We start from the raw sequence: 25201 nt of genomic DNA on the forward strand, positions 1-25201 counted from the left end.
TCACTCGTACTCGATTGTCGCGGGGGGTTTATGTGTGACGTCGTAGACCACGCGGGCGACGTTCGGCAACTGCCCCGTGATACGACTCTGGATGCGCTGGAGCGTCTCCCAGTCGAGTTCCTGGGCACGGGCGGTCATCCCGTCGCGCGATTCGACGGAGCGCACCGAGACGACCCAGCCGTGGACGCGGTTGTCACCCTTGACGCCCGTCGCCTTCCCGACGACGGCGGCGAACGCCTGCCACGGGTCGTACTCCTCCAGTTCCTCTTCGACGACGTGACAGGACTCGCGGGCCACCTCGACCTTCTCCTCGGTCACCTCACCGACGATACGGACGGCGAGGCCCGGTCCCGGAAACGGCATCCGCTCGGCGACGAGGTCAGCGAGGCCGAGTTCGCGGGCCACCTCCCGGACCTCGTCCTTGTAGAGGTCCCGGACGGGTTCGACGAGGCCGTCGAAGTCGACGACGTCGGGGAGGCCGCCGACGTTGTGGTGGGACTTGATGTTCCCCTCGCTCTCGATGCGGTCGGGGTAGATGGTGCCCTGCACCAGGCACGAGGCCTCCACCTCGGTGGCGACCGTCTCGAACTCGCGGATGAACTGCTCGCCGATGACCTTGCGCTTCTCCTCGGGGTCGGTGACGCCCGAGAGCGCGTCGAGGAACCGACCCTGCGCCTCGACGACGCGCAGGCTCTCCATGTAGTCGAACGTCTCGCGTATCTGGTCGGTCTCGCCTTTGCGCATCAGGCCGGTGTCGACGTAGACGGGGGTGAGTCGGTCGCCGATGGCCTCGTAGGCTAGCGCCGCGGCGACCGAGGAGTCGACGCCGCCCGACAGCGCGATGAGCGCCCGGTCGTCGCCGACCTGCTCTCGAATCTCCTCGACGGCCTCGGTCACGAACGTGCTCGCGTCGACCATCAGGCGCTCACCTCCGTCCGTTCGGCTTCGGTGTCCAGCGCGGCGTCGACCAGGCCGAGGAACGGTGGCGACGCCCGGCCGGGGCGCGACCGGAACTCGGGGTGGAACTGCGTCCCGACGAAGTACGGGTGGTCGGGCAGTTCGAGTATCTCCATACGGTTGTTGACCCGCCCGGAGAACGTGAGACCTGCGGCTTCGATGCGGTCGATGTACTCGGGGTTGACCTCGTAGCGGTGCCGGTGGCGCTCCGTACAGGACGTGCCGCCGTAGAGGTCGGCGGCGAGCGTCCCCGGCGAGATGTCCGTCTCGTAGGCTCCGAGACGCATCGTGCCGCCCATGTCCTCGACTTCGTACTGCTCGGGCAGCAGGTCGATGACCGGGTTCTCGGGGTCGTCGGTGAGTTCACTGGAGTGAGCGTCGTCCAGGTCGAGGACGTTCTGAGCGAACTCCACGACCGCCAGTTGGAAGCCCAGACAGAGGCCGAGGAACGGGACGTCCGCCTCGCGGGCGTAGCGGATGGCGTCGAGTTTCCCGTTCGTGCCACGGACGCCGAACCCGCCGGGGACGACGACGGCGTCGGCACGTTCGAGGCGTTCGGCGTGGTCGCCGTCCATCTCCTCGGCGTCGACCCACAGCACGTCGACGTCGACGCCGCGGGCGAGACCGGCGTGTTTCAGCGCCTCGTTGACCGAGAGGTAGGCGTCTTCGAGCGCGTACTTCCCGACGAGGGCGACGGCTATCTCGCCGGTCGTCTCCTGGGTGACGAGTTCGCGCCACTCGTTGTTGCGTTCGGTCGAGGGGAGCGCCCGCTCGTCGAGACCCAACTCCTGCATCACGTACCGGTCGAGGCCCTCCTCCTCGACCGTGAGGGGGACGTGATAGATGTCCTCGACGTCCGGGTTCGAGAACACGGCGTCGGTCGGGACGTCACAGAACAGCGCGATCTTCTCTTTGGTGTCCGGGTCGAGTGGCTGTTCACACCGTCCGACGAGGACGTCCGGTTGCAGACCGATAGAGCGCAGTTCCTTGACGCTGTGCTGGGTGGGTTTGGTCTTCTGCTCGCCGTTCTTCGAGAACGGGACGAGCGTGACGTGGGTGAGCAGGAAGTCGTCCTCGTCCTGTTCGTGGACGAACTGGCGCAGGGCTTCGAGGAACGGCATCCCCTCGATGTCACCGACGGTGCCACCGACCTCGACGAGACAGACGTCGTGGCCCTCGGCGGCCTCGCGGATGCGTCGCTTGATGTCGTCGGTGATGTGGGGGATTATCTGGACGGTCTTCCCGAGGTAGTCGCCCGACCGCTCTTTCTGGATGACCTGCTGGTAGACCTTCCCGGTGGTGACGTTGTGATCCGAGGTCATGTCGATGTCGAGGAACCGCTCGTAGTTCCCCAGGTCGAGATCGACCTCCCCCCCGTCTTTGAGGACGTACACCTCGCCGTGCTGGAAGGGGTTCATCGTCCCCGCGTCGACGTTCAGGTACGGGTCTATCTTGACCGCGGTCACGTCGAACCCGGCGTTGGACAGCAGACGGCCCGTCGACGCCGCCGTGATGCCCTTCCCGAGGCCCGACATGACCCCGCCCGTGACGAAGATGAACTTGTTCCCCAGTGATGGGTCGTAGCCCGTGGGCGCTGTCGGCATACTGACGGTGTGCAGGTGTGGAGGAAAACCGTTTCGGGGTCGGCCAGCTTCGCCACGGGTTCACACACGCGTCGAATCGCCCACTCCTCTCTCCGGCTGACAACGTTACATCGCAGCGCACAACCGCTTAACAATTATTAACATCTACTCGTTCTTGATTTCCATGAGTCAGGGTGACGAGGTGACGTACGACACGACCCCGACCGGCGACGAGGACCGGATCCCCGAGTACGAGGGCGAGACACTGTACGAGCGGCTGGGAGGTGTCTACGGCATCGCCGGTGCCGTCGACGACCTCGTCGACCGCCTCTACGAGAACGACACCGCCAACCAGAACCCCGCGGTGCGGGAGTTCCACGAGGAGTTCCCCAAGCCCGGCTTCAAGTATCTCGTGACCGCGTGGTCCATCGAGCACTCCGGTGGTCCCGCCGTCTATCCCGGCCGCGGGATGGTCGAGGCACACGAGGACCTGGAGGTCACCGAACTGGAGTTCGACGTCGTGCGCACGGAGATCAAGACCACGCTCTACCAGGTGGGCGTCCCCGAGCAGGAACTCCGGGAGTTCATGGACATCATCGACGTGTTCCGCGACCGGGTCGTCGCCGACGAGCACTACGAGGAGGACTGGGAAGCGCCGTAGCGACGACACGTCGGGCGAACCGACCGAGGCCGCGATGGGCGGGGCTCGACTACAGTCGGACCAGCGCCAGCAGTTCGCGCGCATCGTCGAGTTTCTTCTGGCGCAGTTCCTCACCGAAACTCGGCGTGTCGAGTTCCTCCAGCGCGTTCAGCGCCCGGTCGAGACCGTGAATCTGTGTGGCGAGGGCCTCGCCCTCCTCGACGGTGACGTCCCCGTCGGCGATGCGCTGTTTCCGACGCAGACGCTCGCGGCGGAGTGTCTTTTTCGCCGACTCCAACTGCTCGCGTTCGGCGTCGGGAATCGTCTCTAGCTTGCTACACTCGAAGACGAGTTCGTTCGGGTCGATGGTCGTTCCGTCGACGGTGAGTTCGTCGGGCATCGCCACGCCGACGGTCTTGGAGGGCCGCCCGATACGGTCGAGGAGTCGCTGGCGGGTCAACTCGTCCATCCCGTCTACACGTCGGACTGCCCGCGAGAAAAACACTCTGTGCGGACACTCGCGGGGAACGGAGTCTCCCGAAGGACTTTCACGTCACTCTCCGAACACGAACTATGGGCGAAGACACGCTCCGCGGCTGGTCCCCGTTCGACTCCGACGTCGACGAACGAGCGAGAATTCGTCGGTCGTTGCTGTCCTCGTTCGCACTGACACCGCTGTTGTTCGCCAACGAACTGACGCGCCATGTCGTCTCGGTGGAGGCGACGGCCGCCGCCGTCGCGCTGGGCGTCGTCCTCGGCGTCGTCGCCGCCGTCGGACTGGCGGACGTCGATTACAGTCACGTCGACGGTGTCGTCGCCTCGTTCGTGGCGCTCGTCTTCATCGTCGTGGTGACCGTCGCCGTGTGGGCCGTCGTTCCACACCGGTACGTCGGGACGATGATGCAGTTCGCCGTCGCGTTCACGTGGGCGATGCCGGCGACGGAACTGCTCCACTATCGCCACCGGTCGTCCGGTCAGGACTGACGACACGACACGTGACGGTCGGACGCGTCTCGGTGACCGTCGCTCGTCTTCGGGCCGTCGGTGGCGACTCGACCGTTCGGCAGCGCTCCGCGTTCGGTGCGCTCCGTGTTGTCGCTCGTCTGCGAGCACAGCCGTCGCTCGTCGATGTGTAGAGACAGACGGGGTAGGTCAGCGACGAAGACGCGCGTGGAGACCACGTGCGTCGAAAGGTCGCCCCTGACCGTGCCGTCTATGATTCCGTCGCTCCCGCCGTCGTAAAACCCCTCCGGTACTCCGGCGACGGCATCCCGACTCGTCGGTCGCCCCGACCAGAGGCGGTCCCGATAGACCGACGACGCTGTCGGCTACAGGTGGTCGGCCAGGAACTCGGCACACCGTCCCGCCACCTTCGCCTCCTGCCCGATGAAGAAGTGGTCGCCGCTGAACCCCTCGACGTCGAGTCCCAGCGCACGCGCCCGCTCGACGACCGGTTCCCACTCCGCCGTCGAATCGCGTTCGCCGTAGACGACCTGTGTCGGCGCGTCGATAGCGTCGAGTGCGGCCACCGCGTCGACGTCCTCGGAGATACGGGCCGCGGGGGCGAGCGAACTCACACACGCGAGGGCCTCACGCTCGCTCCCGACGACGAGCGCCAGACAGCCACCGAACGAGAACCCGAACAGGCCGACACGGTCGTATCGCTCGTCGGCCCAGTCCAGCGCGGCGTGTACGTCGGTTCGCTCACCGCGTCCCCCGTCCCACGCGCCGTAGTCGAAGCGCAGGCAGTCCACGTCGGGAGCGAGCGTCTCGCCGAGCGCGGTGAGTCGGGCGTCGGAACGAGAGCCGCCCATCTGGGGGTGCGGTGGGCAGGCGACGACACACGTCTCGGCGTCGGCCCCGTCGAGTGTCGCACGGACGTCGCGGGCGTGTGGAACGACGATGGCGTCGGTCATGTCGGGCGGAGGTGCGGTGTGGACTTGAACGCCGGTGGTCGCCGTCGGCCGCCCCACGAGGTGACTGCCCTCTGTCAATCCCCTGTGCGTTTAAGCCTCCGGACACTAATCGTGCGATATGGGAATCCTCTCACGCACCTCGTACGTCATCCGGTCGAAAATCAACTCGATTCTCGACCGGGCCGAGGACCCCACCGAGACCCTCGATTACTCCTACGAGCAGTTGCGCGACGAACTCCAGAACGTCAAACGCGGCATCGCGGACCTGACGACCCAGAAGAAACGACTGGAGATTCAGAAGCGCCGTCTCGAAGAGAACGTCTCCAAGCACAACGAGCAGGCGCGACAGGCGGTCAAGCAGGACCGCGACGACCTGGCCCGGAAGGCGCTCGAACGCAAGAAACAGAAGATGACCCAGATAGAGGAACTCGAAGGGCAGATAGCGGACCTCCAGCAGACCCAGGACCAACTCGTCGACAAGAAGGACACCCTCGAACAGCGCATCGAGGAGTTCCGCACCAAGAAAGAGTCGATGAAGGCCCGCTACGAGGCCGCCGAGGCCAGCACCCGCGTCAGCGAAGCGATGACCGGCGCGGGCGACGACATGGCCGACATCAGCCGCTCCATCGAACGCGCCGAGGAGCGCACCGAGGACATGGAGGCACGCGCGGCGGCGATGGACGAACTGCAGGAGTCTGGTGCGTTCGACGACGCGCTCTCCGACAAGGACTCGCTCGACCGCGAACTCGACCAGCTCTCGACCGACAGCGAGGTGGAGGCCGAACTCGACACGCTCCGCACGGAGATGGGCAAACCCAGCGCCGACGGCGGCGAGGGCGAGACGGAGGCCGAGAGCGACGCCGACATCGAGGCCGAACTCGCCGAACTCGAGACGGAGACCGAGTCCGCTTCCGGGTCGGACGGTGGCGACGGCGAGGAAGCGACCGACGCCGAACTCGAAGAGCTGAAAGACGACGACCAGTAGGCCCCATCGTTCAGTATCGACGGTCGGCACTCACTGGCGTGCCACAACTCTATTATCGGTCCCCGTGTCGTCCCGGTATGAACGACGAGGACGGTTCGAGCCGTCTCCCGCGACGTCGTCTCCTCACAGGTGTCGCCGCCGTCGGCACGACCGCGCTCGCCGGTTGTGTGACGACCGGTCTCTCGGTCTCCGCGCCGGAGGTAGACGAATCGCCCGTGTTCGACTCCTTCTCCATCGGCAGCGGAGTCGTCTGGGGTAGTGACGCCGCACGGGTGAGCGCGACGCTGACCGAGCAGGCGACGACGACGCGGAAGGTCCGGGAGTTGAGTGCCATCACCGCCTCGGGAAGCGACGCGTGGACCGGGACGGTGGCGGGCGGTCAGACGAGTGTGACGATGCATCTCCCCGTGGGGACGGACCTGACGGTCCACGCCTTCGACTCCTCCGCGGAACCGGTCGACGCTCAGCCGCTGCGTATCACGGGGGACCGATTCCCGTGACGTCGGTCTCCCACTCTATTTTTATCACTCTCGGGCGTCGTCTGGTCCGATGAGCGAGGCGACGGAGTCCGACAGTGCCGAAGCGGGCGACCAGCCCGAAGACAAGATGCGCCAGCGGTCCAATCGGAGTACCATCGTCCTTCGGCTGTTGCTCGAGACCGACCGTCGGCTGTTCGCCGCCGGACTGTTCGCCGTCATCCTCGTCGCCATCCTCCTCGTGGGCATCGCCCACCCGACGTCCGCGACCATCCTGCGCACGGGCGACCCCGTCGAGACGCTGTTCAACGCACTCATCTCGGCGACCATCACCGGCGTCACCGTCGTCCTGACGCTGAACCAGCTCGTGCTCTCACAGGAGCTGGGAGCGGTGGGTGATCAGCGCGAGCGCATGGAGGGGGCGATGGAGTTCCGAGAGGACGTCGAAACCCTGCTCGACACGCCGGTCGCGCCGGCGGACCCGTCAGCGTTCCTCCGCGCACTCATCGAGGTGACCGCGGAGCGTGCCGAGGACATCAGGGAGACGCTCGACACGGACAACGAGGACCTGCACGACTACGTCGACGAACTCGTCTCCTCGACGACCGGAAACGCCACACAGGTGAGTCAGAGCCTCGAAGGCGAGCAGTTCGGTCGGTACTCGGTGCTCTCGGCCGCGCTCAACTTCAACTACTCCTGGAAGCTGTACGCCGCCCGACGCATCCGCAACCAGTTCGCCGACGAGTTGAGCGAGGAGGCCGACGAGGCGCTCGCCGAGTTCGTCGAGACGCTCCGACTGTTCGGCCCCGGCCGCGAACACTTCAAGACGCTCTACTTCCAGTGGGAACTCATCAACCTCTCGCGGGCCATCGTCGCCACGGCGATTCCCGCGCTGGTCGTCGCTATCGCCACGCTGGTCTACTACGACCCGGGGGTCTACGGCGGCATCCTGTTCGGAGTCGACCAACTGGTCGTCTTCGTCGCCGTCGCGGCGTCCATCGCCGTCGCACCGTTCGTCGTGTTGCTGTCGTACGTACTCCGCATCGCCACCGTCACCAAGCGGACGCTCTCCATCGGCCCGTTCATCCTCCGGGACACCGACCGCGACGAGGACCTCGACTGGCGGTGACGGCTGGACGCCCGTCTCGGAGCCATCGCTGATGCTGTTCGCGCTCGTTCGGGTCTCGCTACTCCTCTACGACTCGCTCCGCTCACTGTTCGGTGGAGGGAGGTTCGACCGGACGAGCGTGTCGGTGAGCGAGCCCCCCTACTTCAGGAAGTCGACGGTGACGTGCTTCTCGTCGCGTTCGCGTTCGACGTGGTCGCGGAACGTCTCGACGGGAACGTCCTGTCGTTCGCGCTCCTCGCGGTCACGAACGGAGACGGTGCCGTCGGCCTCCTCGTTGTCGCCGACGACGAGCATGTAGGGGACCCGGTCGTCGTGGGCCTGTTGAATCTTCTTGCCGACCGTCCACGAGCGGTCTTCTATCTCGACGCGGAAGTCGCCGAGTTCGGCGGCGACGGCCTCGGCGTACTCCAGGTTGTCGTCCGTGATGGGGAGGATGCGGACCTGCTCGGGGGCGAGCCACAGCGGGAACTTCCCGTTGAAGTGCTCTATCATGACGCCCATGAACCGCTCGAACGTGCCGAGCAGTGCGCGGTGGACCATCACCGGGCGGTGCTCGTCGTTGTCCTCGCCGATGTAGGTGAGGTCGAGGCGCTCGGGGATGTTGAAGTCGAGTTGGACCGTCCCGATGGTCCACTCCCGACCGATGGCGTCGACGGCGTTGATACCGATTTTCGGACCGTAGAAGGCGGCTTCCCCCTCGTCGACCTCGTACTCCAACCCCTCGGATTCGAGGGCGTCGCGCAGTGATTCGGTCGCCTCCGCCCAGATGTCGTCCGACCCGACGGCGTTGTCCCCCTGCGTCTCCAGGACGTACTCCATCTCGAAGTCGAAGTGGCCGAGAATCTCGTCGATGGCCTCCAGCACGTCGACGATTTCGCCCTGAATCTGGTCCTTCCGGATGAACGCGTGGCCGTCGTCCTGGGTCATCCCGCGAACGCGGAGCAGACCCGACAACTCACCGGACTGCTCGTTGCGATACACCGTGCCGAACTCCGAGAACCGAATCGGGAGGTCGCGGTACGAGCGTTTCTCCCGACCGTAGATGTACGCGTGGTTCGCGCAGTTCATCGGCTTCAGGCCGTACTCGGTGTCGTCCTGTTCCCAGTTGAACATCTCGCCTTCGGCCGTGAAGTTGTCGTAGTGGCCCGTCGGTTTCCAGAGGTCGGCCTTGTTGAGTTCGGGCGTCCAGACCTCCTCGTAGCCCAGCGACTCGTTCTGCTCGCGGATGTAGTCCTCCAGTTCACGGCGCATCGTCATGCCGTTGGGGTGGTAGTGGGGACACCCCGGCGAGTGGGCGGGGATGGAAAAGAGGTCCATCTCCCTGCCGATCTTCCGGTGGTCGCGCTCTTTGGCCGCCTCGCGGCGTTCGAGGAACTCCTCCAGTTGGGACTCGTTCGGGAAGGCCGTCCCGTAGACGCGCGTGAGCGTCTCGTTCTCTTCGTCGCCACGCCAGTACGCCGCCGAGATGTCGAGCAGTTTGAAGCCGCCGATGTCGCCCGTCGACTCGACGTGCGGTCCCTTACAGAGGTCCTCGAACTCGCCCTGTCGGTAGAACGAGATGGGGTCGTCGCCGGCCGCTTCGGTTTCGAGGATGTCGCGTTTGAACTCGTTGTCCTCGTAGAAGTCGAGCGCCTCCTCACGGGAGCGTTCGAACCGCTCGATGTCGAGGTCCTCCTCGACGATGGCGGCCATCTCGCTCTCGATGTCCCGGAGGTCGGCCTCGTCGAGGTCGACGTTCGTGACGTCGTAGTAGAACCCGTCGTCCGTCCACGGGCCGATGGTGAGTTTCGCCTCGGGGTGGCGGCGCTGGAGGGCCTGTGCGAACAGGTGTGCACCGGAGTGCCGGAGGACGTCGAGGTACTCGTCGGACTGGTCGGTGACGATCTCGATACGGACGCCGTCGTAGACGGGCGATGCCTTGTCGACGAGGTCGCCGTCGAGGACGCCCGCGACCGTGTCTCGACCGAGTCCGGGACCGATGGAGTACGCGACGTCCTCCACGGTGGCTCCCTCGTCGACGGAGAGTTCGGAGCCGTCCGGGAGTTCGACGGTGATGTCGCTCATGTCGCGGGGTTGCCGCCATGCAGGGAAAAGCGTAGCCATCCCACGTCGACCGCAGTCACCCCTCCGCAAGCGTTAGGTGGCCGGACACCGGCCGTCGGCGAACGGGCGTCATCGCTCCCCTCTCCGGAACGCTGGGGGAGCGACCGACGATGCGGTCGGTAACTACCGACGTGTCCGGGTGGTCGCTTCAGGCGCGTCGAGCACCGGTCCCCGGCCGGTCGAGGGCCGAGCAGTCGACGAGGCCGGTGGGCATCGGGACGCCCTCGTAGGGGTCCGAGTCGAGCAGTAACGACCCGTCGAGGTCCGCGTAGTCGAGCAGCGGTGCGAGGTGGGCGGCCGCCGCGATGGCGGCGTTCGTCTCTATCATACAGCCGAGCATCGTCTCCAGACCGTGGGCCCGGGCGGCGTGGAACATCTCGACGGCCTGTCGCGGCCCACCGCACTTCATCAGTTTCACGTTGGCGACGTCACAGGCGTCGGCGATTCGCGGGAGGTCGGCGAGCGTCACGCAGGACTCGTCGGCCGCGATGGGGACCGCCGAGCGTTCGTAGACGTAGCGCAGTCCGTCGGGGTCCTCGGCCGGGACGGGTTGCTCACAGAACTCCACGTCGTAGCTCGCCAGCCACTCGCAGTTGTCGACGGCCTCGCGTGGGGTCCACGCCTCGTTGGCGTCGACACGGATGCGGGCGTCGGGGGCCGCCTCCCGCACCGCCGCGAGTCGCGCCTCGTCGTCGTCGGTGCCCAACTTGGTCTTCAGGACGGTGTAGCCCGCGTCGACTGCCGTCCGAGTCTTCTCGCCCATCCGCTCGGGGTCGTCGATACCGACGGTGAACGAGGAGGTGACGGTCCGCTCGCCGTCGAGGCCGAACAGCCGGTAGAGAGGGACGTCGAGACGCTTCGCGGCGAGGTCACAGCAGGCGATGCGGACGGCCGCCTTCGCCGCGGGGTTGTCGCCGATTCGTCCGTCGATACGGGCGTCGATTCGGTCCAGCGCCAGCGGGTCGCCGGCCTCCTCGACCACGTCGAGCAGTTCGGGCAGGACGGCCTCGACGGTGGCCGCCGTCTCGCCGTAGTGTCGGGACGGCGCGGCCGCGCCCACGCCGACGTGCTCGCCGTCCTCGATACGGACGACGACGTTCGCGGCGGTGTGCTGTGTCCCCCGCGAGATGGTGAACGGCGTCTCCAGGGGCAACTCGACGCGCTCGAACGCGGTGGTGAGGTCGGTCATAGCGCGTCGAGAATCTCGTCACAGCCGTACCGGACGGCGTCCGTCGCGGGCGCGTCGAGCGCCGTCGAGAACTCCTCGACGGCCTCCCGTGCCGCAGTGTCGTCCAGTTTCGACGTGTTGAGCGACCCCGCGACGACGCTCGTCGGCTGGACCGGTTCGGCCAGCGACTCGTACAGCGAGGCGTGCTCGCCCACGTCCGGGATGGAGAACGACTCGTAGCCGTGGACCGCCCCTCGATTCGCCTCGTGGCAGTAGACCAGCGCGTCGGGCATCGACCCGTGGAGGATGCCACAGGTCACGGCGGAGTACGCGGGATGTGTGATGGCTCCCTGCCCCTCGACGAACAGGTAGTCGTACTCCTCGGCGCGTTCGACGAGCATCCGCTCGACCGCACCGGCCGTGAAGTCCGAGACGACGCGGTCGATGGGCAGGCCCCATCCCTCTATCATGATGCCCGTCTGTCCCGTCGGGACGAACCCGGCGCTCATCCCGCGTTCGCGGGCGGCTTCGACGAGTTCGCACGTCGCGGTCATCTTCCCCGTCGAGCAGTCGCTGCCGACGGTGGTGACGACGGTCGCGTCCAGGTCGCGGGCGACCCCGTCCGCGACGGTGAGGTCGTCGGGCGGGTTCCGGACGTCCCAGAGACGCGCGTCGTGTTCCTCCGCGAGGGCGGCGAACTCCGCGTCGTCTTCGAGGAAGGAGTGGAGACCCGACCACACCTCGACGCCGCGTTCGAGCGCACCGCGCACGTCGTCGCGCCACGTCTCGTCGAACCCGCCGCCGATGGGGGCGATGCCGACGACGAACGCGTCGATGTCCGGTACGTCGTCGATACCGGCGACGATGGGGGCGTCCTGCACGTCCCGGACGTGGTCGGCGACGTGGTCGCCGGCGTGGTCCCGGTCGAGGACGGCGACGACCTCGTGGTCGGTGTACCTGAGGAGACCGACGGCCGTCTTCGCCCGGTCGGGGAACTTCTCGTGTGCTAAGATGGCGAGTCGCATACCCACTCGACCGTGGCGCGACGACATAAACGATAGTGGGTCGGTGGGGTCGCTCGTGTCATTCCTCGGGCATTCTGACGGCGAGGACGGGGACGGTCGAGAGCCTGAGGACCTTCTCGGTCACGCTGCCCATCAGCAGGCGGCCGAGTCCGCGGCGACCGTGCGTCGCCATCACGACGAGGTCTACGTCCGCTTCCGTCGCGTCGGCGATGGCGCTGTGTGGCGTCCGGCCGACGGTCACCTCCGTCTCGCAGTCGACGCCCGCCTCGCGGGCACGGTCGGCGGCCGCCGCGACGACGCGGTCCCCTCGGTCCTGGAGGTGCTGTTCGACGGCGGTGTAGTCGAAGTCCACGCCTTCGGGTTCGCCGGTGGGGTACCACACGTCCGCGACGACGTGGAGGACGTGGAGCGTCGCGTCGTAGCGTCCCGCGAGGTCGATGGCGTGGTCGAGCGCGTACTCCGCGCCGTCGCTGCCATCGGTCGGAAAGAGGATGTCCTGGTACATCGTCGGGGGTACAGCGTCGACCGACAAGAAACGGGAGGCCGTTCAGAACGTCGACAGTCTCGTCGTCCAGAACTCCCGCGTGGCCTCGTCGAGCGCCGCCTCGGTGTCGCCCGTCGCGTCGACCGACCGGGTCGCCGCCGCCCGGTCCTCGAACTCGCCGACGACGGTCCGTTCGCCGACGACGTACAGCGGGTCGGGCGCGTCTGCGAGTGCCTGCGTACAGCGCTCCAGGTGGTCGGCGATCTGGCCGTCGCGGATACGCTCGAACCGACCCTGGGAGAACCCGCCCTTCGAGTGCTGCTCTTTGACGTCGCTCTCGAACCCCTCGAACGAGACGCGTTCGGTCCCCTCGTAGACGCCGAGCGCGAACGTGTCCGAGCGGACGAGCGCCAGCGCGTGCTCCTCGTCGTCGCCGGGAGCGAACCACGACCGGTCGACCCGGAACGAGTCGTCCCACTCGCAGAACGCTTCGGGCGGGCGCGGTGGCGCGAGCGCGACGCTCACCAGTTCGGCGTCGTCGACGTAGACGAGACACGGTCTGGCCCGCGAGACGAGTCCGGCCCGGTCGCCGAGCAAATCCGCGAGAGTGTCGGGCGTCTCGCCGTCGACCATCGCCGAGAGCGCCCCCTCCCGGTCGGTCCGGACCGAGTCGAGTCGGTCGAGGACGGTGTCTCGACGCGACCCACGGAGTCGTTCACGGCGGCCGAAGGTGGGGTCGGCGGTCGTTTCGGTGTGGTCTTCCCCCTCCATGCCGGCGATGCGGTCCTCCAGCCGGTTGACCCGCTCTTCGGCGTCCTGCCTGTCCGTGACGGCGTCGCTCCGACGGCGCTGTTCGGCCTCCAACTGGCGTTCGAGGTGGCGGTTCTCCTCTTCCAACGACGCGACCCGTTCGCGGAGTTCCTCGCGGCCGAGCAACCGGTCGAGCATATCGGCACGACGGAGCGGGGAGTTAAATACCGACGGGAGCGCCGAGTTCGATGAGTCGCTCGGCCTGTGGCGCTTTCGCCAGCAGCACCTCCCGGAGGTCCGGGAGCGCGTCGCCGTCGTCGACGAGGTCGAAGGGGACGGCGAGCGTTCGGTCGGGCACCTCGTCGCGGCCACGCACCGCGAGGTGTCGCGTTCCGAGTTTCATCACCAGCGGTCGGGTGCCGTCCGCGACGGGGTCGACGGCGGTCGCGGGACGCTCTGCCGTCGGCGTGTACAGTTGTCGTGCCACCTGCTCGTGGTCGAGACGGCTCATCGCCGGCCGCTCGCCCTCGTACGGCTCGACGTAGAGCCGCCCGAGATAGTATCCTCCTGAGAACTGTTCGAACATCGGTACGGATGTGCGTTTGTCATTGTGTAGCATAAATCTTCCGCGCAACGGCTTTGTCGTCGGGCATTCACACCCGTCTCGGCGTGAGTCGGTGTCGTCTCGAGGCGACACGGCTTTGGCCGGCCCCGCCGCCCGTTCCGGTATGATTCCAGAGCGGTGGGCGGAGTACTACCTCTCGAACGCCCCCAGTCTCGTCTGGCTGCTGGTGGCGAACGTCGCCGCCGTCCTCGTCGGCGTTCGCTACTACGTCGAGACGATGCCCGCCGTCGACACGTTCGCGTGGCCGCTCTACGCCGACTCGCCGACGGCGGTGTTCGTCGCCACGCTCTCCATCGCCACGCTCCTGCCGAACCTGGGGCGGCGACTCCGAGACGCCCCGACGAACCTGCCGCTGGCGTACCTCCACACGCTCGCGTTCGCGCTCCTCGTGAAGTACGGCCTCTGGACCGTACTCGCGCTCAACCTCCGGGTCTCGCTGTACTTCCCCGAGGTGTGGGCGTACTTCGGCATCATCCTCACCCACCTCGCGTTCGTCGGCGAGGCGTACCTCATCCCGCACTACGGGAAGACGACGCGCGGTGCGCTCGCGTTCGCACTGGTGGTCATGCTCGTCGGGGACTTCGTCGACTACGGCCTGGGGGCGACGTTCGGGTGTGTCCTCGGGTCGCCGGAGGGTCGGTGTAGCATCTATCCGCCGCTTCGATACGAACCGGAACTCCTCCTGCCAGCACTGACCGTCCTGACGACCGTTCTCACGGTCTGGTTGGCCGCCCGCGCGTTCGACCACTACCCCGCTCCCGACGGTCGGTAAAGCCGACCGTTCTCTGGGTTAGGACCACCGTAGTTCCGGCGTGGACGGTCTGAACGGAACGAACGGAGTCGAGTCCTTTTACGAAGTGGTGTCGCAGTATCACGCGATGAACCGGCAGGTGGTGTCCGTGGTGGCCGTGTTGGCACTGGTGGTCCTCGCCGCCCCGACGGGCGGCGTCGCCCCACCGGCAGCGGGGCCGTCGGACGACTCGACGCTCGGGTCGGAGGTGTCGTCGTTCATGCAGGTCAGCGCCGTCGAGGCCGAGAGCGAACTCGACCGGGGGATGTTCTCGGCGAAACTGGCGAACGCGCCGAACGACACCGTCCGCCAGCGCCTCGTCGAGCGCCGCGCGGACCGCCTGTCGAAGCGACTCGACACCGTCGAACGCAGCGTCGAAGCGGCCGAGAACGGTGGCGTGGTCGACCGGACCGTCGCCGACGCGCTCGTCGACGCGCTCGAACGGAGCGTCGCCGACGTGGACGCGCTCGCCACCCGTATCGGCGTCTCGCTGCCCGGTCTGGACGGCCTCCGTGAGACCGCCCGCGGCCTCGGTGAGCCGTCCGTCCCGTCCGTCCTCGACGCGGGCGACGAGGTGGAGTTAGACCCCTCCGGGGACGGGTCCGAGAGCGACGGCGAGGACGGCGGTGTCCCCGCCGACCCGAACGAGAACGACGGTGGTGGTGACGACGGCGCGGCCGGTCAGGACGGGGCCGACGGTGACGGTGACGGGGGCGTCTCCGTCGACGGTGGCGACACTCCCGAGTCGGGCACGAGCGGCGTGAACGCCGGCCAGGACGGTGACAGCGAGGGTCCGTCGCTTCAGCAGAACTCGAACACGACGACCACCGACTCCCCCGAGTCCGTCCCGTTCGACGCCGGCCTCTCGGCCTGAGACGCGGCCCCACGGCTACTCCGTGGCGTCACCGTTTTACCCGCCGACCACTAACCTCTGGTAATGGACTCCGCGGCGTTGCTGGATTTACTCGGCAACGAGAACCGCCGACGCATTCTCAGACTCCTCGCACGCAAACCGTGTTACGTCACCGAAATCAGCGAGTACCTCGGGGTCAGTCCGAAGGCGGTCATCGACCACCTCCGGCGACTCGAAGACGCCGGGTTGATCGAGTCACGCGTCGACGACCAGCGCCGCAAGTACTTCTCTATCGCCCGGAACCTCCGTCTGGAGGTGAACGTCTCGCCGTACGGCTTCGGCGCGAAGTCGGCGTATCCGGCGAGTCGCGGCCTCGACATGTCCCGGTGTCAGTACCTCACCATCGAGTGTTCGACGCCCGACGAGGCCGCCCAACTCGCGGAACTCGCCAGCGAACTCCGGCGACTCGAACGCCTGTCGAGCGAACTCTCGATGGCCCAGCGCTGGGTGCAGGGCCGTCTGACGGAGGTGATGGACGGCATCTCCGACCGGGTCGGCGAGACGCCCTCGCTCGGCGCACCCGGCGGTGCCGACACCCGGTTCTACGCCGAGGTGCTGGCCGCACTCGCGAACGGCGCGGAGACGGTCCGAGCGGTCGCCCACCGCGCCGACGCGCCGCCGGAACTCACCGAGGAGGCGCTGGAGCGACTCGCGGACCACAGCGTCGTCGTGCGCGACGGCCAGCGCTGGTCGCTCGTCGAGTGAGCGCGGCGGCCGCCGGGACTGTCCGGTGGGTCGGCTACGGTGCCGGGTCGTCGACGTCCGCCTCGACGGGCGCACGGATGAGGCTCCCCCACTCGGTCCACGACCCGTCGTAGTTGCGTACCGCCTCGAAGTCGAGCAGTTCGTGGAGTGCGAACCACGTCAGTGACGACCGCTCCCCGATGCGACAGTACGTGACGACTTCACGGTCGTCCTCGACGCCGTACTCTCGGTAGAGGTCGCGCAGTTCGTCGGCCGACTTGAACCGCCCCTCGTCGTCGTAGTTCTCCGTCCACGAGACGTGAGTCGCGCCGGGGATGTGCCCGGCCCGTCTGGCCGTCTCGGCGCTCCCCTCCGGCGCGACGATTTCACCACGGAACTCCTCGGCCGAGCGCACGTCGACCATCGGGACGTCCTGGTCGAGCGCCTCGCGCACGCCGTCACGGAAGATTCGGAACGTGCCGTACGGACCGCTCGCGTCGTACTCGCGGGTCGTGTACTCCGGCACCGCGTCGGTCAGCGGGAGGTCGTTGTCCGTCCAGTACGGTCGGCCGCCGTCGAGCAGGCGGACGTCGTCGTGACCCCAGTAGCGGAACTGCCAGTAGGTGTAGGCCGCCCACTGGTTGGACTCGTCGCCGTAGAGGACGACGGTCGTGTCCTCGGTGATGCCCGCTTCACCGAGCGTCTCCTCGAACGCCTCGCGTTTCAGCAGGTCGCGTTCGAGCGAGTCCTGCAGGTCGTCGTCCCAGTCGACCCCGACCGCGCCGGGGACGTGCGACTCGGCGTACGCCGTCTCGAACTCGCGGTCCGCTTCGACGAGACGGTAGTCGGGGTCGTCGCTCTCGAAGCGGTCGAGGTTCGATTCGAGCCACTCGGGCGAGACGAGGACGTCGCTGTCGTGGTCGGTCACACCGGAGACGCGAGCGGCGCGTGCAAAGCCGACCGGCCGGCGTGGGCAGGGACCGGTGGAGGCCGGTCGCACGGTGGGGGCGTGTCGTTACTGCTCCCCGATATCGGCGGTCAGGCCCGCCCGCAGGTCGCGGCCGAAGTAGGTCCCGACGACGCCGGCGAGGAAGCCCACGACGCCGATGGCGGCGAGTGCGACCTGTGGCCCGACACCGTCGAAGAGGCCGACGAACACCGCGCCGAAGTTGAACAGCGCGAAACTGACGGTGAAGACGAGTGCGCTCGCTACCCCGGATTCGAGGTAGCGCCGGTCGCTGACGACGAGTCCGTAGACGAACGCGGCGAACGCGATACCGAGCAGTCCCGTCCCCGGAACCAGCGGGACGGCACTCCCGAGGACGAGGCCGCCGGCGGCGAACGCGAGGGCGGCGAGGAACTTCTTGGGCGAGAACACGCCCACGGCGCGACGTCTCGCTCGCGCCCGGCGCGTGTCCTGTGCGGGGGTCTCCGACGAGGTCGACCGGGTGGAGGAGTCCTCCTCTAACTCGCGGAGGAGTTCGTCGGTGCTAGACATGTTCCAGTCTCGGACGTGGGGCGCAATGGCTCTTGTGGCGCTCAGTCTGCCCACTGCGCGACGGTCCAGCGGTCGACGCTCCCGCCGGGCGCACAGCGGAGGGCGATAGCACCCCAGAGCACGCCCGTCATCAGCGACCCGACCGCCGAGAACGTCAGGCCGAGCGTGAGGAAGGCGACGGTGTAGACGAACGCGACGAGCGCGGACGGGACGCTGGTCGTCCGGGGGACCGAGGAGCGAACGTCGGTGAGGGTGGGGGCGAGCGTGACGATTGCGAGCAGCGAACCGGCGGTGAAGACGAGGTCGTGCCACGGCATGGACCCACCTCGGAGACGCGACGTGCTGAGGTGCGTGGCTTCAGGTGGTCATCTGTCACGGGCTGACAGCACTACGTCTGTAGCCACCGTGAACGAGCGACCGGCGGTCGGTTACCAGTGTACGACCCTTCGGGCGGTGGACGGACACGGGCGGTCGCTCGTCGCTACCGTCGGCTTGAAGTCGGGGCGGCGGGAATCCGCGAGTATGAATCCCGGAGACCGCGTACGCGTGGAGAGGGCGGCCGCTGCCGCCGAGGGTGCGGACGACGCTCCCACCTACGAGGGTATCCTGCTGCCCTCCACGACGGCCACGGAGGTCGTCGTGAAACTCGACGGCGGCTACAACGTCGGTATCGACCGCGAGGGGAGCGACGTCGACGTCCTCGAAGAGGGTGTCTTCGAGGTCGGCGAGAGCGAGAGCGACGACGCCTCGACCGTCGAGTTCGACGACGACCTGCCGACCGTCGCGCTCATCTCGACGGGGGGGACCATCGCCTCCACCGTCGACTACCGTACCGGCGCGGTAACCGCCCAGTTCGACGCCGAGGACGTCCTGCGAGCGGTGCCGGATCTCGCCGGCCGGGCGAACTACCGGGGGCGCGTCGTCGCCAACATCCTCTCGGAGAACATGACGCCCGACGTCTGGCAGGACCTCGCTCGGGCGGTGAGAGCGGAGGTCGAGGCGGGCGCGGACGGCGTCGTCGTCATGCACGGCACCGACACGATGCAGTACACCGCGAGTGCGCTGTCGTTCATGCTCGATACGCCCGTCCCCGTCGTCTTCACGGGGTCGCAGCGCTCGGCGGACCGCCCCTCCTCGGACAACGTGATGAACGCGGTCTGTGCGGTCGAAGCCGCCAAGAGCGACTGCGTGGAGGTCATGGTCTGCATGCACGCCACCGAGTCCGACGACCGCTGTGCGCTCCACCGCGGCACGCGCGTCCGCAAGAACCACACCTCGCGGCGCGACGCCTTCGAGACGGTCGGCGCGGAACCGCTCGGGACGGTCGACTACTCCGGGATCGACGACGAGTCCGTCGCGGTCTCGTTCCGCCGTCCGCACGTCGAACGCGACGAGCGTGTCCTCGCCCTGCGCGACGACCTGGAGACGGACGTGGAACTGCTGAAGTTCGTCCCCGGCATGGACCCGCAGTTCCTCGACGTCCTCGAAGGGAAGGCGGGCGTCGTCCTCGAAGGGACGGGCCTCGGCCACGTCCACACCGACTTCGTCGAACGTATCGAGGAACTGGTCGAGGACGGAACCACCGTCGTCATGACCAGCCAGTGCATCGAGGGACGGGTCTGTGACCGCGTCTACGACACCGGTCGTGACCTGCTCGACGCGGGCGTCGTCGAGGGCGAGGACACCCTCCCCGAGACGGCGCTCGTCAAACTGATGTGGGTGCTTGCGAACGAAGACGACCCGGAGACGGCGATGGGCCGACCGCTCGCGGGAGAGTTGACCGAACGGTCGGTGCCGTGGACGTGAGCACGAGTATCGACCTCCGACAGGTTCGCCCCGACGACAAGGAGGCCGTCGTCGCGTTCACGCAGGACACCTGGGCCGAACGCGGCGGGAGCGACTACATCCCGACCGTCTTCGACGACTGGATTGCGGGCGACGGCGAGCGCCAGCGCACGTTCGTCCTCGACGTGGACGACGGCGAGGACGTCGCCGGCATCTGTCAGGGCGTGCTCCTCAGCGACGAGGAGGCGTGGGCACAGGGGATGCGCGTCAACCCCGACTACCGGGGCCACGGCGTCAGCCTCGACCTGACTCACGGCCTCTTTCGCTGGGCGGCGGACGCGGGTGCCACCGTCTGCAGGAACATGGTGTTCTCGTGGAACGTCGCGGGACTCGGCCAGTCTCGGGCCTCCGGGTTCGACGCCGCGACGGAGTTCCGCTGGGCACACCCCACCCCCGACGCCGACGCGGAGAGCGACCACGAGGTGACGACGGACCCCGCCGCCGCGTGGCGCTGCTGGCAGGACTCCCACGCCCGCGACCACCTCCGCGGCCTCGCCCTCGACATGGACGAGTCGTGGGCCGTCTCGGAACTCACCCGTGACCGACTCCACCGGGCGGCCGACGAGACGACCACCGTCGCCGTCCACGACGAGGGGGCGCGCGCGATGGCGTTCCGCACCCGGACCTACGAGCGCCCCAACGACGAGGGCGAATCGGTCCGCTGGGCGGAGTACGGCGTCGGCGCGTGGGAACACGTCGACCACGCACGCTCGCTGTTCGCGGCCATCGCCCGCGACGCAGCGAGCGTGGACGCCGACGAGACCCGCGTGCTCATCCCGGAGACGGTCCACCACGTCACGGACGTGGCGTACGCTCGGGCGGGCATCTCCGACGAACCGGACTTCGTGATGGCCGCCGACCTGACCGACTGGTAACCCGACCGAGCGTCCCCACCGAACGAATCGCCCCGCCCGACGGTTATCCCGCGTTGGCCGTCGGTTCGTCGCTCCCCCCGCCGACGGTGAGCACGACGACCCCTTCGACGACCAGGAGCGTCGGCAGGACGCCGAGGACGACCACGGAGAACGGGTCCGCGGGCGTCGCGTCGGTGACGACGGGGACCAGCGCGAACACGGCGAGCGCCGCCAGCGCCGTGAGTCGGCGGGTCCGGGGCGTGTCCCGCCCGGTGTCGAGACGCGGGAGCCACCGCCGGATGGCGCGGACCTGCGCGTAGACGACGAGGACGAAGACGACGAGCAGACCGAGGCTGACGAGGTTGGCGTAGAGCGTGCGGGGGATGCCGGCCCCGACGAGGAACTCCGGGAGGAAGCCGGCGGCGACGGCGAACAGGCCGGTCGCTATCCAGCCGTTCAGCCAGCAGCAGAACAGCACCCAGGCGAGGACGTAGGGGCGCTCGACGGAGGTACGGGCGAGCCAGGACATACCACACGTCGTGTCGTCGACCGACAAGAAACTACCTCATGGGTCGGCCGCGACGTCACGTGACCGGCGTTCAGCCCCCCGAGACGGGTGGGAACATCGCCAACTCGTCGCCCTCCTCCAGCGTCGTCTCGTAGCCCGCGTCGCTGACGAACGGGTTGTGTGAGTTCCGCAGGACGCGGATGTGGTCTCGGAGGTTGCCCTCCTCGTCGGTGACCTGTTCGCGGAGGTCGGGGTGGCGCTCGAACAGGGCGTCGAGGGCGTCGCGGAACGTCGCCCCCGATTCGAGGTCCAGGTCGACGTCGCGTTCGCCCGCCGTCTCGGCGAGGTTGGCGAACAGCTTCCAGCGCATACCCGGACTACGGTGTCGGGGGGCAAAGAATCGCCCGCTCGCCGGCGACGCGGGTCGGGGTCAGTCGTCGCTCGGCGTCGCCGCGACGGAGCCCTCGCCGGCGTCCAGTTTCCGGAGCACGTCGGGGCGAGCGACGACGAACAGCGTCTCGCCGGGGGCGAGCGCCCGCGAGTCGTCCGGGAGCGTCTCGACGCTGCCGTCGGCCGCCCGGACGGCGACGACGGCGACGGGCAGCGACCCGACGGTCCGACCCGCGAGCGTGCCGTCGTCGGTGACGCCGACGACGGCGAGCGTCTCGTCGGCCGCCCGGAACAGCGCGGCGAACTCCCGGTCCACCCGCGCCTGCGAGGGCAGGGTCACCAGCCGATAGCTCGTCTCGCCGTCGAGGGCCGCCGCGTCCGCGTCGTCCACCGCGAGCGTCGCCACGTCGCCGGCGACCCCCCTGAGCTCTCCGGTCACGACCCGCTCCGGCGGGTCCCACACCTGCACGAGGTCGCCCGGACTGGCCGTACTCGCGGGGTCCGCCCGGACCGCCACGGCGGCCTGTCCCGGCGGGAGCGTCGGGCCGATACCTGCCGCCCGACTGCCGAGCGCGAGGTACTCGACCGTGCCGTCGTCGGCGAGATCCACGTCGACGTGGCCCACCTCGTAGTCGGTCGTCAGCCGCTCGACCAGCCGCGACCGGAGTTCGTCGACGGTCAACCGACGCGGGAAGCCGAACGACGCGCCTTCCAGTCGCGTCCTCGTCTCCGGGGCGACGGGGTCGTAGTCGGGCATATCGTCGATGGTCTCGGGGAGCGTGACCGTTATCTGGCGGCCGACGGCCCGGACGATGTCGCGGGCGTCGGGGGCGTCGTCGAAGACCGACTGGGCGACCCGGTCGCCCGCGCGGCCCGCGAGGAGGGTGGCGACGGTGGCGACGAGGAACGTCCCGACGTTGAGGAGGACCGCGTTCGGTTCGACCTCGCCCCCTCTGCTGGTCGTGTTCGTCAGGACCTCCTGTGTGCTCAGGCCGATGGCGACGACACTGATGCCCGCGAGCACCGAGAGGCCGTCCGGAACTCGCGTCCGTGCGTACCAGCGGTGGAGGCCGCCGACGCCCCCGGCGACGAGCACGCCGCCGAGAACGAGACCGCCCAGTCTGACGAGCGTGAAGCCGTCGTCCGCGAGCGCCTGTCGCTGGACCTGTGAGACGAGGAGTGCCGTCTCGAACACGGTGGCGCTGCTCACGCCACGACCTCCGAGAACCGGTCGAGCGCGCCGTTCGTCCCGACGGCGAACAGTTCGTCACCCGACTCGACCCGCGTCTCACCGCGCGGTGCGAACCGCCAGCGCCCCTCGTGGCGGACGGCGAGTACGGTCACGTCGTGGGCCTCGCGGACGTTCACCTCGCCGAGTGTCGACCCCGCGAGGTCGCCCCCCGCGACCGAGTACCGCCGGACCCGCCGGCCGGCACGACGCAAGAGCGAGAGCAGTTCGAACTCCCGGCGTTCGCCACGCGCGCCGACGACCAGCGTCGGCGAGTCGGCAGCCAGCACCGTCGCCGCGTCGCTTCGGGGGACCGCCAGCGTCACCCGGCCCTCGCCACCCGTCGCCCGAATCGACCGTGGCCGGGGGGTGTCGTCGGCGGACGTCGCGTCGTCGTCCACGGTGTCGGCCGCGCCGTCGTCGGTCGTCGGGTCGGGCGGGACCCCGAGGACGGTCGAGTCGACGGGTCGCTCGGCCGTCCGGACGCTCACCTCGTCGCCCGGCGCGAGACCGGTCGGGACGAGCGTGTCGACGCTGACCGCTCGCTCGCCGTCGGGGACGCGCTTCGAGAGTCCCGACAGCGGCGGGGCCGCCGCGACGGTCGCTCGCCCGCGTTCGTCGACGCGGACCGTCACCTCCGCGAGGTCGAACTCCGCACGCAGGCGGTCGGCAAAGCGCGTCTCCAGTTCGCCGAGCGAGAGGTCCGCGGGCAACGACGCGCCGAACTCACCGACGCGCTCGCGCAGGTCGTTCCCCAGGGCGGGGTAGCCCTCGATGTCCTCGACGGTGCCGTGGACGCGGACGCGCGCCTCGCCGCTGACACGGTCGACGAGTTCCGAGGAGAGCGTCCGCTCGCGGAGCGACCGGAACGAGACTCGCTTCGGGAACGACGTCCCCATCGCGTCGCCCTTCGCGTGCGTGTAGAGCGTCATCATCACGATGACGACGATGGCGACCGGGATGCGCGCCCCGGCGCTGATGACCGACTGGTCGGACAGTGCGAGCAGGCCACCCTGGACCCCCGCGACGGCGAGTCCGAGGACGACCACACCGAAGCCGGGGATGGAGATGCCGGTGAAGTACCGGACGGTGAACCCGAGAATCCACGAGATGAGCGCCGGGATGACCCCCGTGAGCAGGCCGAGATAGATTCCCACGAGGAGTTCGACGGGGAACGAAGCCATGAACGCGGCTTGGAACCGAGGGACAAAGCGTTGACGGAGTGCGAAACGACGCGCGGGGAACGGGATGGTTTTTGTCCCCCTGCGTCCACGGCCCGGTATGGTCGACGAACAGCCACAGACGACGCGCCTGCTGCGGGTCCGGTTCGCCGTCCTGCTGGTGTTCGTCACCGCGCTCATCTCGTTCGTCACGGGGTTGGCCGCCATCGGCTTCGAGTCACTGGACCTCCAGTTGCGACTCTCCGACTCCGTCCCGCAGGCAGTGACCGACACCGTCTCGTTCACCGCCGTGCTGACGGGGTTCTTGCTGCTCGTGACGGTCTACCTGCTGCGACACCGGTACGAGGCCGGCTGGTACGCCGCGCTCCTGTTGCTCCCGCTGTCGGCACTCCAGGGCGTGTTGCTCGTGAGCGCGTACTCGCTCCCGCTGGTCGTCCTCTCGCTGGCGGCGCTCCCCGGTCTCTACTTCAACCGGTCGGCGTTCGACCGCGAGGAGTGGCTGACGACGAGCCAGCAGGCCGCACTCGGGGCGCTCGTCGGCAGTCTCGCGTACGGGACCGCGGGGTCGTGGTTCCTCCGCGAGGAGTTCTCCCAGGGGTCCATCACGGCCCCCATCGACGCGCTCTACTTCGCCGTCGTCACCGCCAGCACGGTCGGCTACGGCGACGTGACACCCGTACCGGGGTCGATAGTCGCCCGTCTGTTCACCCTCTCGTATCTCGTCGTCGGTATCGCCAGTTTCACCGTCGCGCTCGGGACGTTGCTCGGTCCCGCGCTCGAAGCCCGCTTCGCCAGAGCCCTCGGAACCATGACAGACTCCACCCTCGAACTGCTGGACGACCACGTCATCGTGGTCGGCTTCAGCGACCTGACCGAACCCATCGTCTCGGAACTCGACCGCAACGACGTCCCGTTCGTCGTCATCACGCGCCACCCGGAGCGGGCGACCGCGCTCCGCGAGCGGGGTGTCGACGTCTACACGGGCGACCCGAGCAGCGAGGAACCGCTTCACGCCGTCGGCATCGAGCGCGCACAGGCGCTCATCACCGCCACGGAGGACGACGCACAGGACGCGCTCGCGGTACTCACCGCGCGGGAACTCAACCCCGACATCCGTATCGTCGCCGCGGCGTCGGACGCGAGCAACCAGCGAAAGCTCAAACGGGCGGGCGCGGACACCGTCATCAGTCCCGCCGTCCTCGGCGGCCACCTGCTCGCGCTCTCGGCGTCGGGGGGTACCGACGCCGAACAGATCGCGGCACGCGTCCTCAGGGAGTGAGCGGCCGGTCGAGTCCCTCGACCGTCAACACCGCGTCGACGAGCAGCGCCAGTCCCGTCGAGTAGTCGTCGGTCGTCCCGACCGTCCGGACGGTCCGCCACGCTCGCCGTGCTCGTTCCGGTCGTCGTCGGTCCGCTCGCGTGTGCGCGGTGGACCTCCACGACGTACCGGCGGTGGCCGTCGTTCTCGT

Annotated in this window: 28 protein-coding genes; 11 read left to right on the forward strand and 17 right to left on the reverse strand. The window is 68.3% G+C overall.

Annotation, left to right across the window (positions count from 1 at the left end):
• Both guaA and GQS65_RS11315 read right to left on the reverse strand, forming a co-directional pair.
• Entirely contained in the window at positions 1–918 is a 918-nt protein-coding gene (gene guaA, locus GQS65_RS11310; RefSeq protein WP_158204755.1) for a glutamine-hydrolyzing GMP synthase, read from the reverse strand.
• Entirely contained in the window at positions 918–2561 is a 1644-nt protein-coding gene (locus GQS65_RS11315; RefSeq protein WP_158204756.1) for a CTP synthase, read from the reverse strand. Before GQS65_RS11315 ends, guaA begins: the two co-directional genes overlap by 1 nt.
• Before the next feature lie 163 nt (positions 2562–2724).
• Here GQS65_RS11315 and GQS65_RS11320 point away from each other — a divergent pair, with 163 nt between their 5' ends.
• Positions 2725–3201, forward strand: a complete 477-nt coding sequence (locus GQS65_RS11320) for a group I truncated hemoglobin (protein ID WP_158204757.1) — start codon at positions 2725–2727, stop codon at positions 3199–3201.
• Positions 3202–3250: 49 nt separating this feature from the next.
• Here GQS65_RS11320 and GQS65_RS11325 read toward each other — a convergent pair whose 3' ends face one another.
• A complete protein-coding gene (locus GQS65_RS11325; RefSeq protein ID WP_158204758.1) occupies positions 3251–3649 on the reverse strand; it encodes a DUF5788 family protein in 399 nt (132 codons plus the stop codon).
• Between the two features lie 104 nt (positions 3650–3753).
• On the opposite strand from GQS65_RS11325, the gene GQS65_RS11330 reads away from it, so the two are divergent.
• Positions 3754–4164, forward strand: coding sequence for a hypothetical protein (locus GQS65_RS11330; RefSeq protein ID WP_158204759.1), 411 nt, complete (start codon positions 3754–3756; stop codon positions 4162–4164).
• Positions 4165–4508: 344 nt separating this feature from the next.
• Here the strand turns inward: GQS65_RS11330 and GQS65_RS11335 are convergent, their stop codons facing one another.
• Positions 4509–5096 (reverse strand): alpha/beta hydrolase, encoded by a 588-nt coding sequence (locus tag GQS65_RS11335; protein ID WP_158204760.1) that lies wholly within the window; start codon positions 5094–5096, stop codon positions 4509–4511.
• 118 nt (positions 5097–5214) lie between these two features.
• Between GQS65_RS11335 and GQS65_RS11340 the strand changes: the two genes are divergently transcribed.
• The 3 genes from GQS65_RS11340 (at position 5215) to GQS65_RS11350 (ending at position 7686) form a co-directional block, all read left to right on the forward strand.
• Positions 5215–6081 (forward strand): PspA/IM30 family protein, encoded by an 867-nt coding sequence (locus GQS65_RS11340; RefSeq protein ID WP_158204761.1) that lies wholly within the window; start codon positions 5215–5217, stop codon positions 6079–6081.
• A gap of 77 nt (positions 6082–6158) precedes the next feature.
• Entirely contained in the window at positions 6159–6581 is a 423-nt protein-coding gene (locus tag GQS65_RS11345) for a hypothetical protein (protein ID WP_158204762.1), read from the forward strand.
• A 49-nt stretch (positions 6582–6630) separates the two neighbouring features.
• On the forward strand, positions 6631–7686 hold the full coding sequence (locus tag GQS65_RS11350) for a hypothetical protein (protein WP_158204763.1): 1056 nt from the start codon (positions 6631–6633) through the stop codon (positions 7684–7686).
• 138 nt (positions 7687–7824) lie between these two features.
• On the opposite strand, the gene thrS is transcribed toward GQS65_RS11350, so the two are convergent.
• From thrS to GQS65_RS11380, 6 genes are all read right to left on the reverse strand, one after another.
• Positions 7825–9750, reverse strand: a complete 1926-nt coding sequence (gene thrS / locus GQS65_RS11355; protein ID WP_158204764.1) for a threonine--tRNA ligase — start codon at positions 9748–9750, stop codon at positions 7825–7827.
• A 187-nt stretch (positions 9751–9937) separates the two neighbouring features.
• Complete coding sequence (locus GQS65_RS11360) at positions 9938–10978, reverse strand: dipeptide epimerase (RefSeq protein WP_158204765.1); 1041 nt, start codon at positions 10976–10978, stop codon at positions 9938–9940.
• On the reverse strand, positions 10975–11982 hold the full coding sequence (locus GQS65_RS11365) for a DUF1611 domain-containing protein (protein ID WP_158204766.1): 1008 nt from the start codon (positions 11980–11982) through the stop codon (positions 10975–10977). The genes GQS65_RS11360 and GQS65_RS11365 overlap by 4 nt, the downstream gene beginning before the upstream one ends.
• Before the next feature lie 58 nt (positions 11983–12040).
• Positions 12041–12487: a universal stress protein gene (locus GQS65_RS11370; RefSeq protein WP_158204767.1), complete on the reverse strand. Its 447-nt coding sequence runs from the start codon at positions 12485–12487 to the stop codon at positions 12041–12043.
• 42 nt (positions 12488–12529) lie between these two features.
• Entirely contained in the window at positions 12530–13414 is an 885-nt protein-coding gene (locus tag GQS65_RS11375) for a Vms1/Ankzf1 family peptidyl-tRNA hydrolase (protein ID WP_158204768.1), read from the reverse strand.
• A 22-nt stretch (positions 13415–13436) separates the two neighbouring features.
• Complete coding sequence (locus GQS65_RS11380) at positions 13437–13802, reverse strand: DUF5802 family protein (RefSeq protein WP_158204769.1); 366 nt, start codon at positions 13800–13802, stop codon at positions 13437–13439.
• A 142-nt stretch (positions 13803–13944) separates the two neighbouring features.
• Here GQS65_RS11380 and GQS65_RS11385 point away from each other — a divergent pair, with 142 nt between their 5' ends.
• From GQS65_RS11385 to GQS65_RS11395, 3 genes are all read left to right on the forward strand, one after another.
• Positions 13945–14613 carry a DUF1405 domain-containing protein gene (locus tag GQS65_RS11385; RefSeq protein WP_158204770.1) on the forward strand — a complete coding sequence of 223 codons (669 nt, stop codon included), beginning with the start codon at positions 13945–13947 and terminating at the stop codon, positions 14611–14613.
• Between the two features lie 106 nt (positions 14614–14719).
• Entirely contained in the window at positions 14720–15505 is a 786-nt protein-coding gene (locus GQS65_RS11390; RefSeq protein WP_158204771.1) for a hypothetical protein, read from the forward strand.
• Between the two features lie 63 nt (positions 15506–15568).
• Positions 15569–16249 carry an ArsR/SmtB family transcription factor gene (locus tag GQS65_RS11395; protein ID WP_158204772.1) on the forward strand — a complete coding sequence of 227 codons (681 nt, stop codon included), beginning with the start codon at positions 15569–15571 and terminating at the stop codon, positions 16247–16249.
• A gap of 34 nt (positions 16250–16283) precedes the next feature.
• Here the strand turns inward: GQS65_RS11395 and GQS65_RS11400 are convergent, their stop codons facing one another.
• The 3 genes from GQS65_RS11400 to GQS65_RS11410 all read right to left on the reverse strand — a co-directional run bounded on the left by GQS65_RS11400 (position 16284) and on the right by GQS65_RS11410 (position 18043).
• Positions 16284–17156: a rhodanese-like domain-containing protein gene (locus GQS65_RS11400; protein ID WP_368280084.1), complete on the reverse strand. Its 873-nt coding sequence runs from the start codon at positions 17154–17156 to the stop codon at positions 16284–16286.
• A gap of 87 nt (positions 17157–17243) precedes the next feature.
• Positions 17244–17726, reverse strand: a complete 483-nt coding sequence (locus GQS65_RS11405) for a hypothetical protein (RefSeq protein WP_158204773.1) — start codon at positions 17724–17726, stop codon at positions 17244–17246.
• A 41-nt stretch (positions 17727–17767) separates the two neighbouring features.
• The gene (locus GQS65_RS11410) at positions 17768–18043 is read right to left on the reverse strand and encodes a hypothetical protein (protein ID WP_158204774.1); all 276 of its coding nucleotides are present in this window, start codon (positions 18041–18043) and stop codon (positions 17768–17770) included.
• 205 nt (positions 18044–18248) lie between these two features.
• On the opposite strand from GQS65_RS11410, the gene gatD reads away from it, so the two are divergent.
• Positions 18249–19532 (forward strand): Glu-tRNA(Gln) amidotransferase subunit GatD, encoded by a 1284-nt coding sequence (gene gatD / locus GQS65_RS11415; protein ID WP_158204775.1) that lies wholly within the window; start codon positions 18249–18251, stop codon positions 19530–19532.
• On the forward strand, positions 19529–20446 hold the full coding sequence (locus tag GQS65_RS11420) for a GNAT family N-acetyltransferase (RefSeq protein WP_368280087.1): 918 nt from the start codon (positions 19529–19531) through the stop codon (positions 20444–20446). Before gatD ends, GQS65_RS11420 begins: the two co-directional genes overlap by 4 nt.
• Positions 20447–20489: 43 nt before the next feature.
• On the opposite strand, the gene GQS65_RS11425 is transcribed toward GQS65_RS11420, so the two are convergent.
• The 4 genes from GQS65_RS11425 to GQS65_RS11440 form a co-directional block, all read right to left on the reverse strand.
• Positions 20490–20954, reverse strand: a complete 465-nt coding sequence (locus GQS65_RS11425) for a hypothetical protein (protein ID WP_158204776.1) — start codon at positions 20952–20954, stop codon at positions 20490–20492.
• 70 nt (positions 20955–21024) lie between these two features.
• Positions 21025–21303 carry a ubiquitin-like small modifier protein 1 gene (locus tag GQS65_RS11430; protein ID WP_158204777.1) on the reverse strand — a complete coding sequence of 93 codons (279 nt, stop codon included), beginning with the start codon at positions 21301–21303 and terminating at the stop codon, positions 21025–21027.
• A gap of 60 nt (positions 21304–21363) precedes the next feature.
• Complete coding sequence (locus tag GQS65_RS11435; RefSeq protein ID WP_158204778.1) at positions 21364–22533, reverse strand: hypothetical protein; 1170 nt, start codon at positions 22531–22533, stop codon at positions 21364–21366.
• Positions 22530–23735 carry a cation:proton antiporter regulatory subunit gene (locus tag GQS65_RS11440; protein WP_158204779.1) on the reverse strand — a complete coding sequence of 402 codons (1206 nt, stop codon included), beginning with the start codon at positions 23733–23735 and terminating at the stop codon, positions 22530–22532. The genes GQS65_RS11435 and GQS65_RS11440 overlap by 4 nt, the downstream gene beginning before the upstream one ends.
• Before the next feature lie 97 nt (positions 23736–23832).
• Between GQS65_RS11440 and GQS65_RS11445 the strand changes: the two genes are divergently transcribed.
• The gene (locus tag GQS65_RS11445; RefSeq protein ID WP_158204780.1) at positions 23833–25011 is read left to right on the forward strand and encodes an NAD-binding protein; all 1179 of its coding nucleotides are present in this window, start codon (positions 23833–23835) and stop codon (positions 25009–25011) included.
• Positions 25012–25201 lie beyond the last annotated feature (190 nt).

Source organism: Halomarina oriensis (assembly GCF_009791395.1).
GTDB classification, from domain to species: domain Archaea; phylum Halobacteriota; class Halobacteria; order Halobacteriales; family Haloarculaceae; genus Halomarina; species Halomarina oriensis.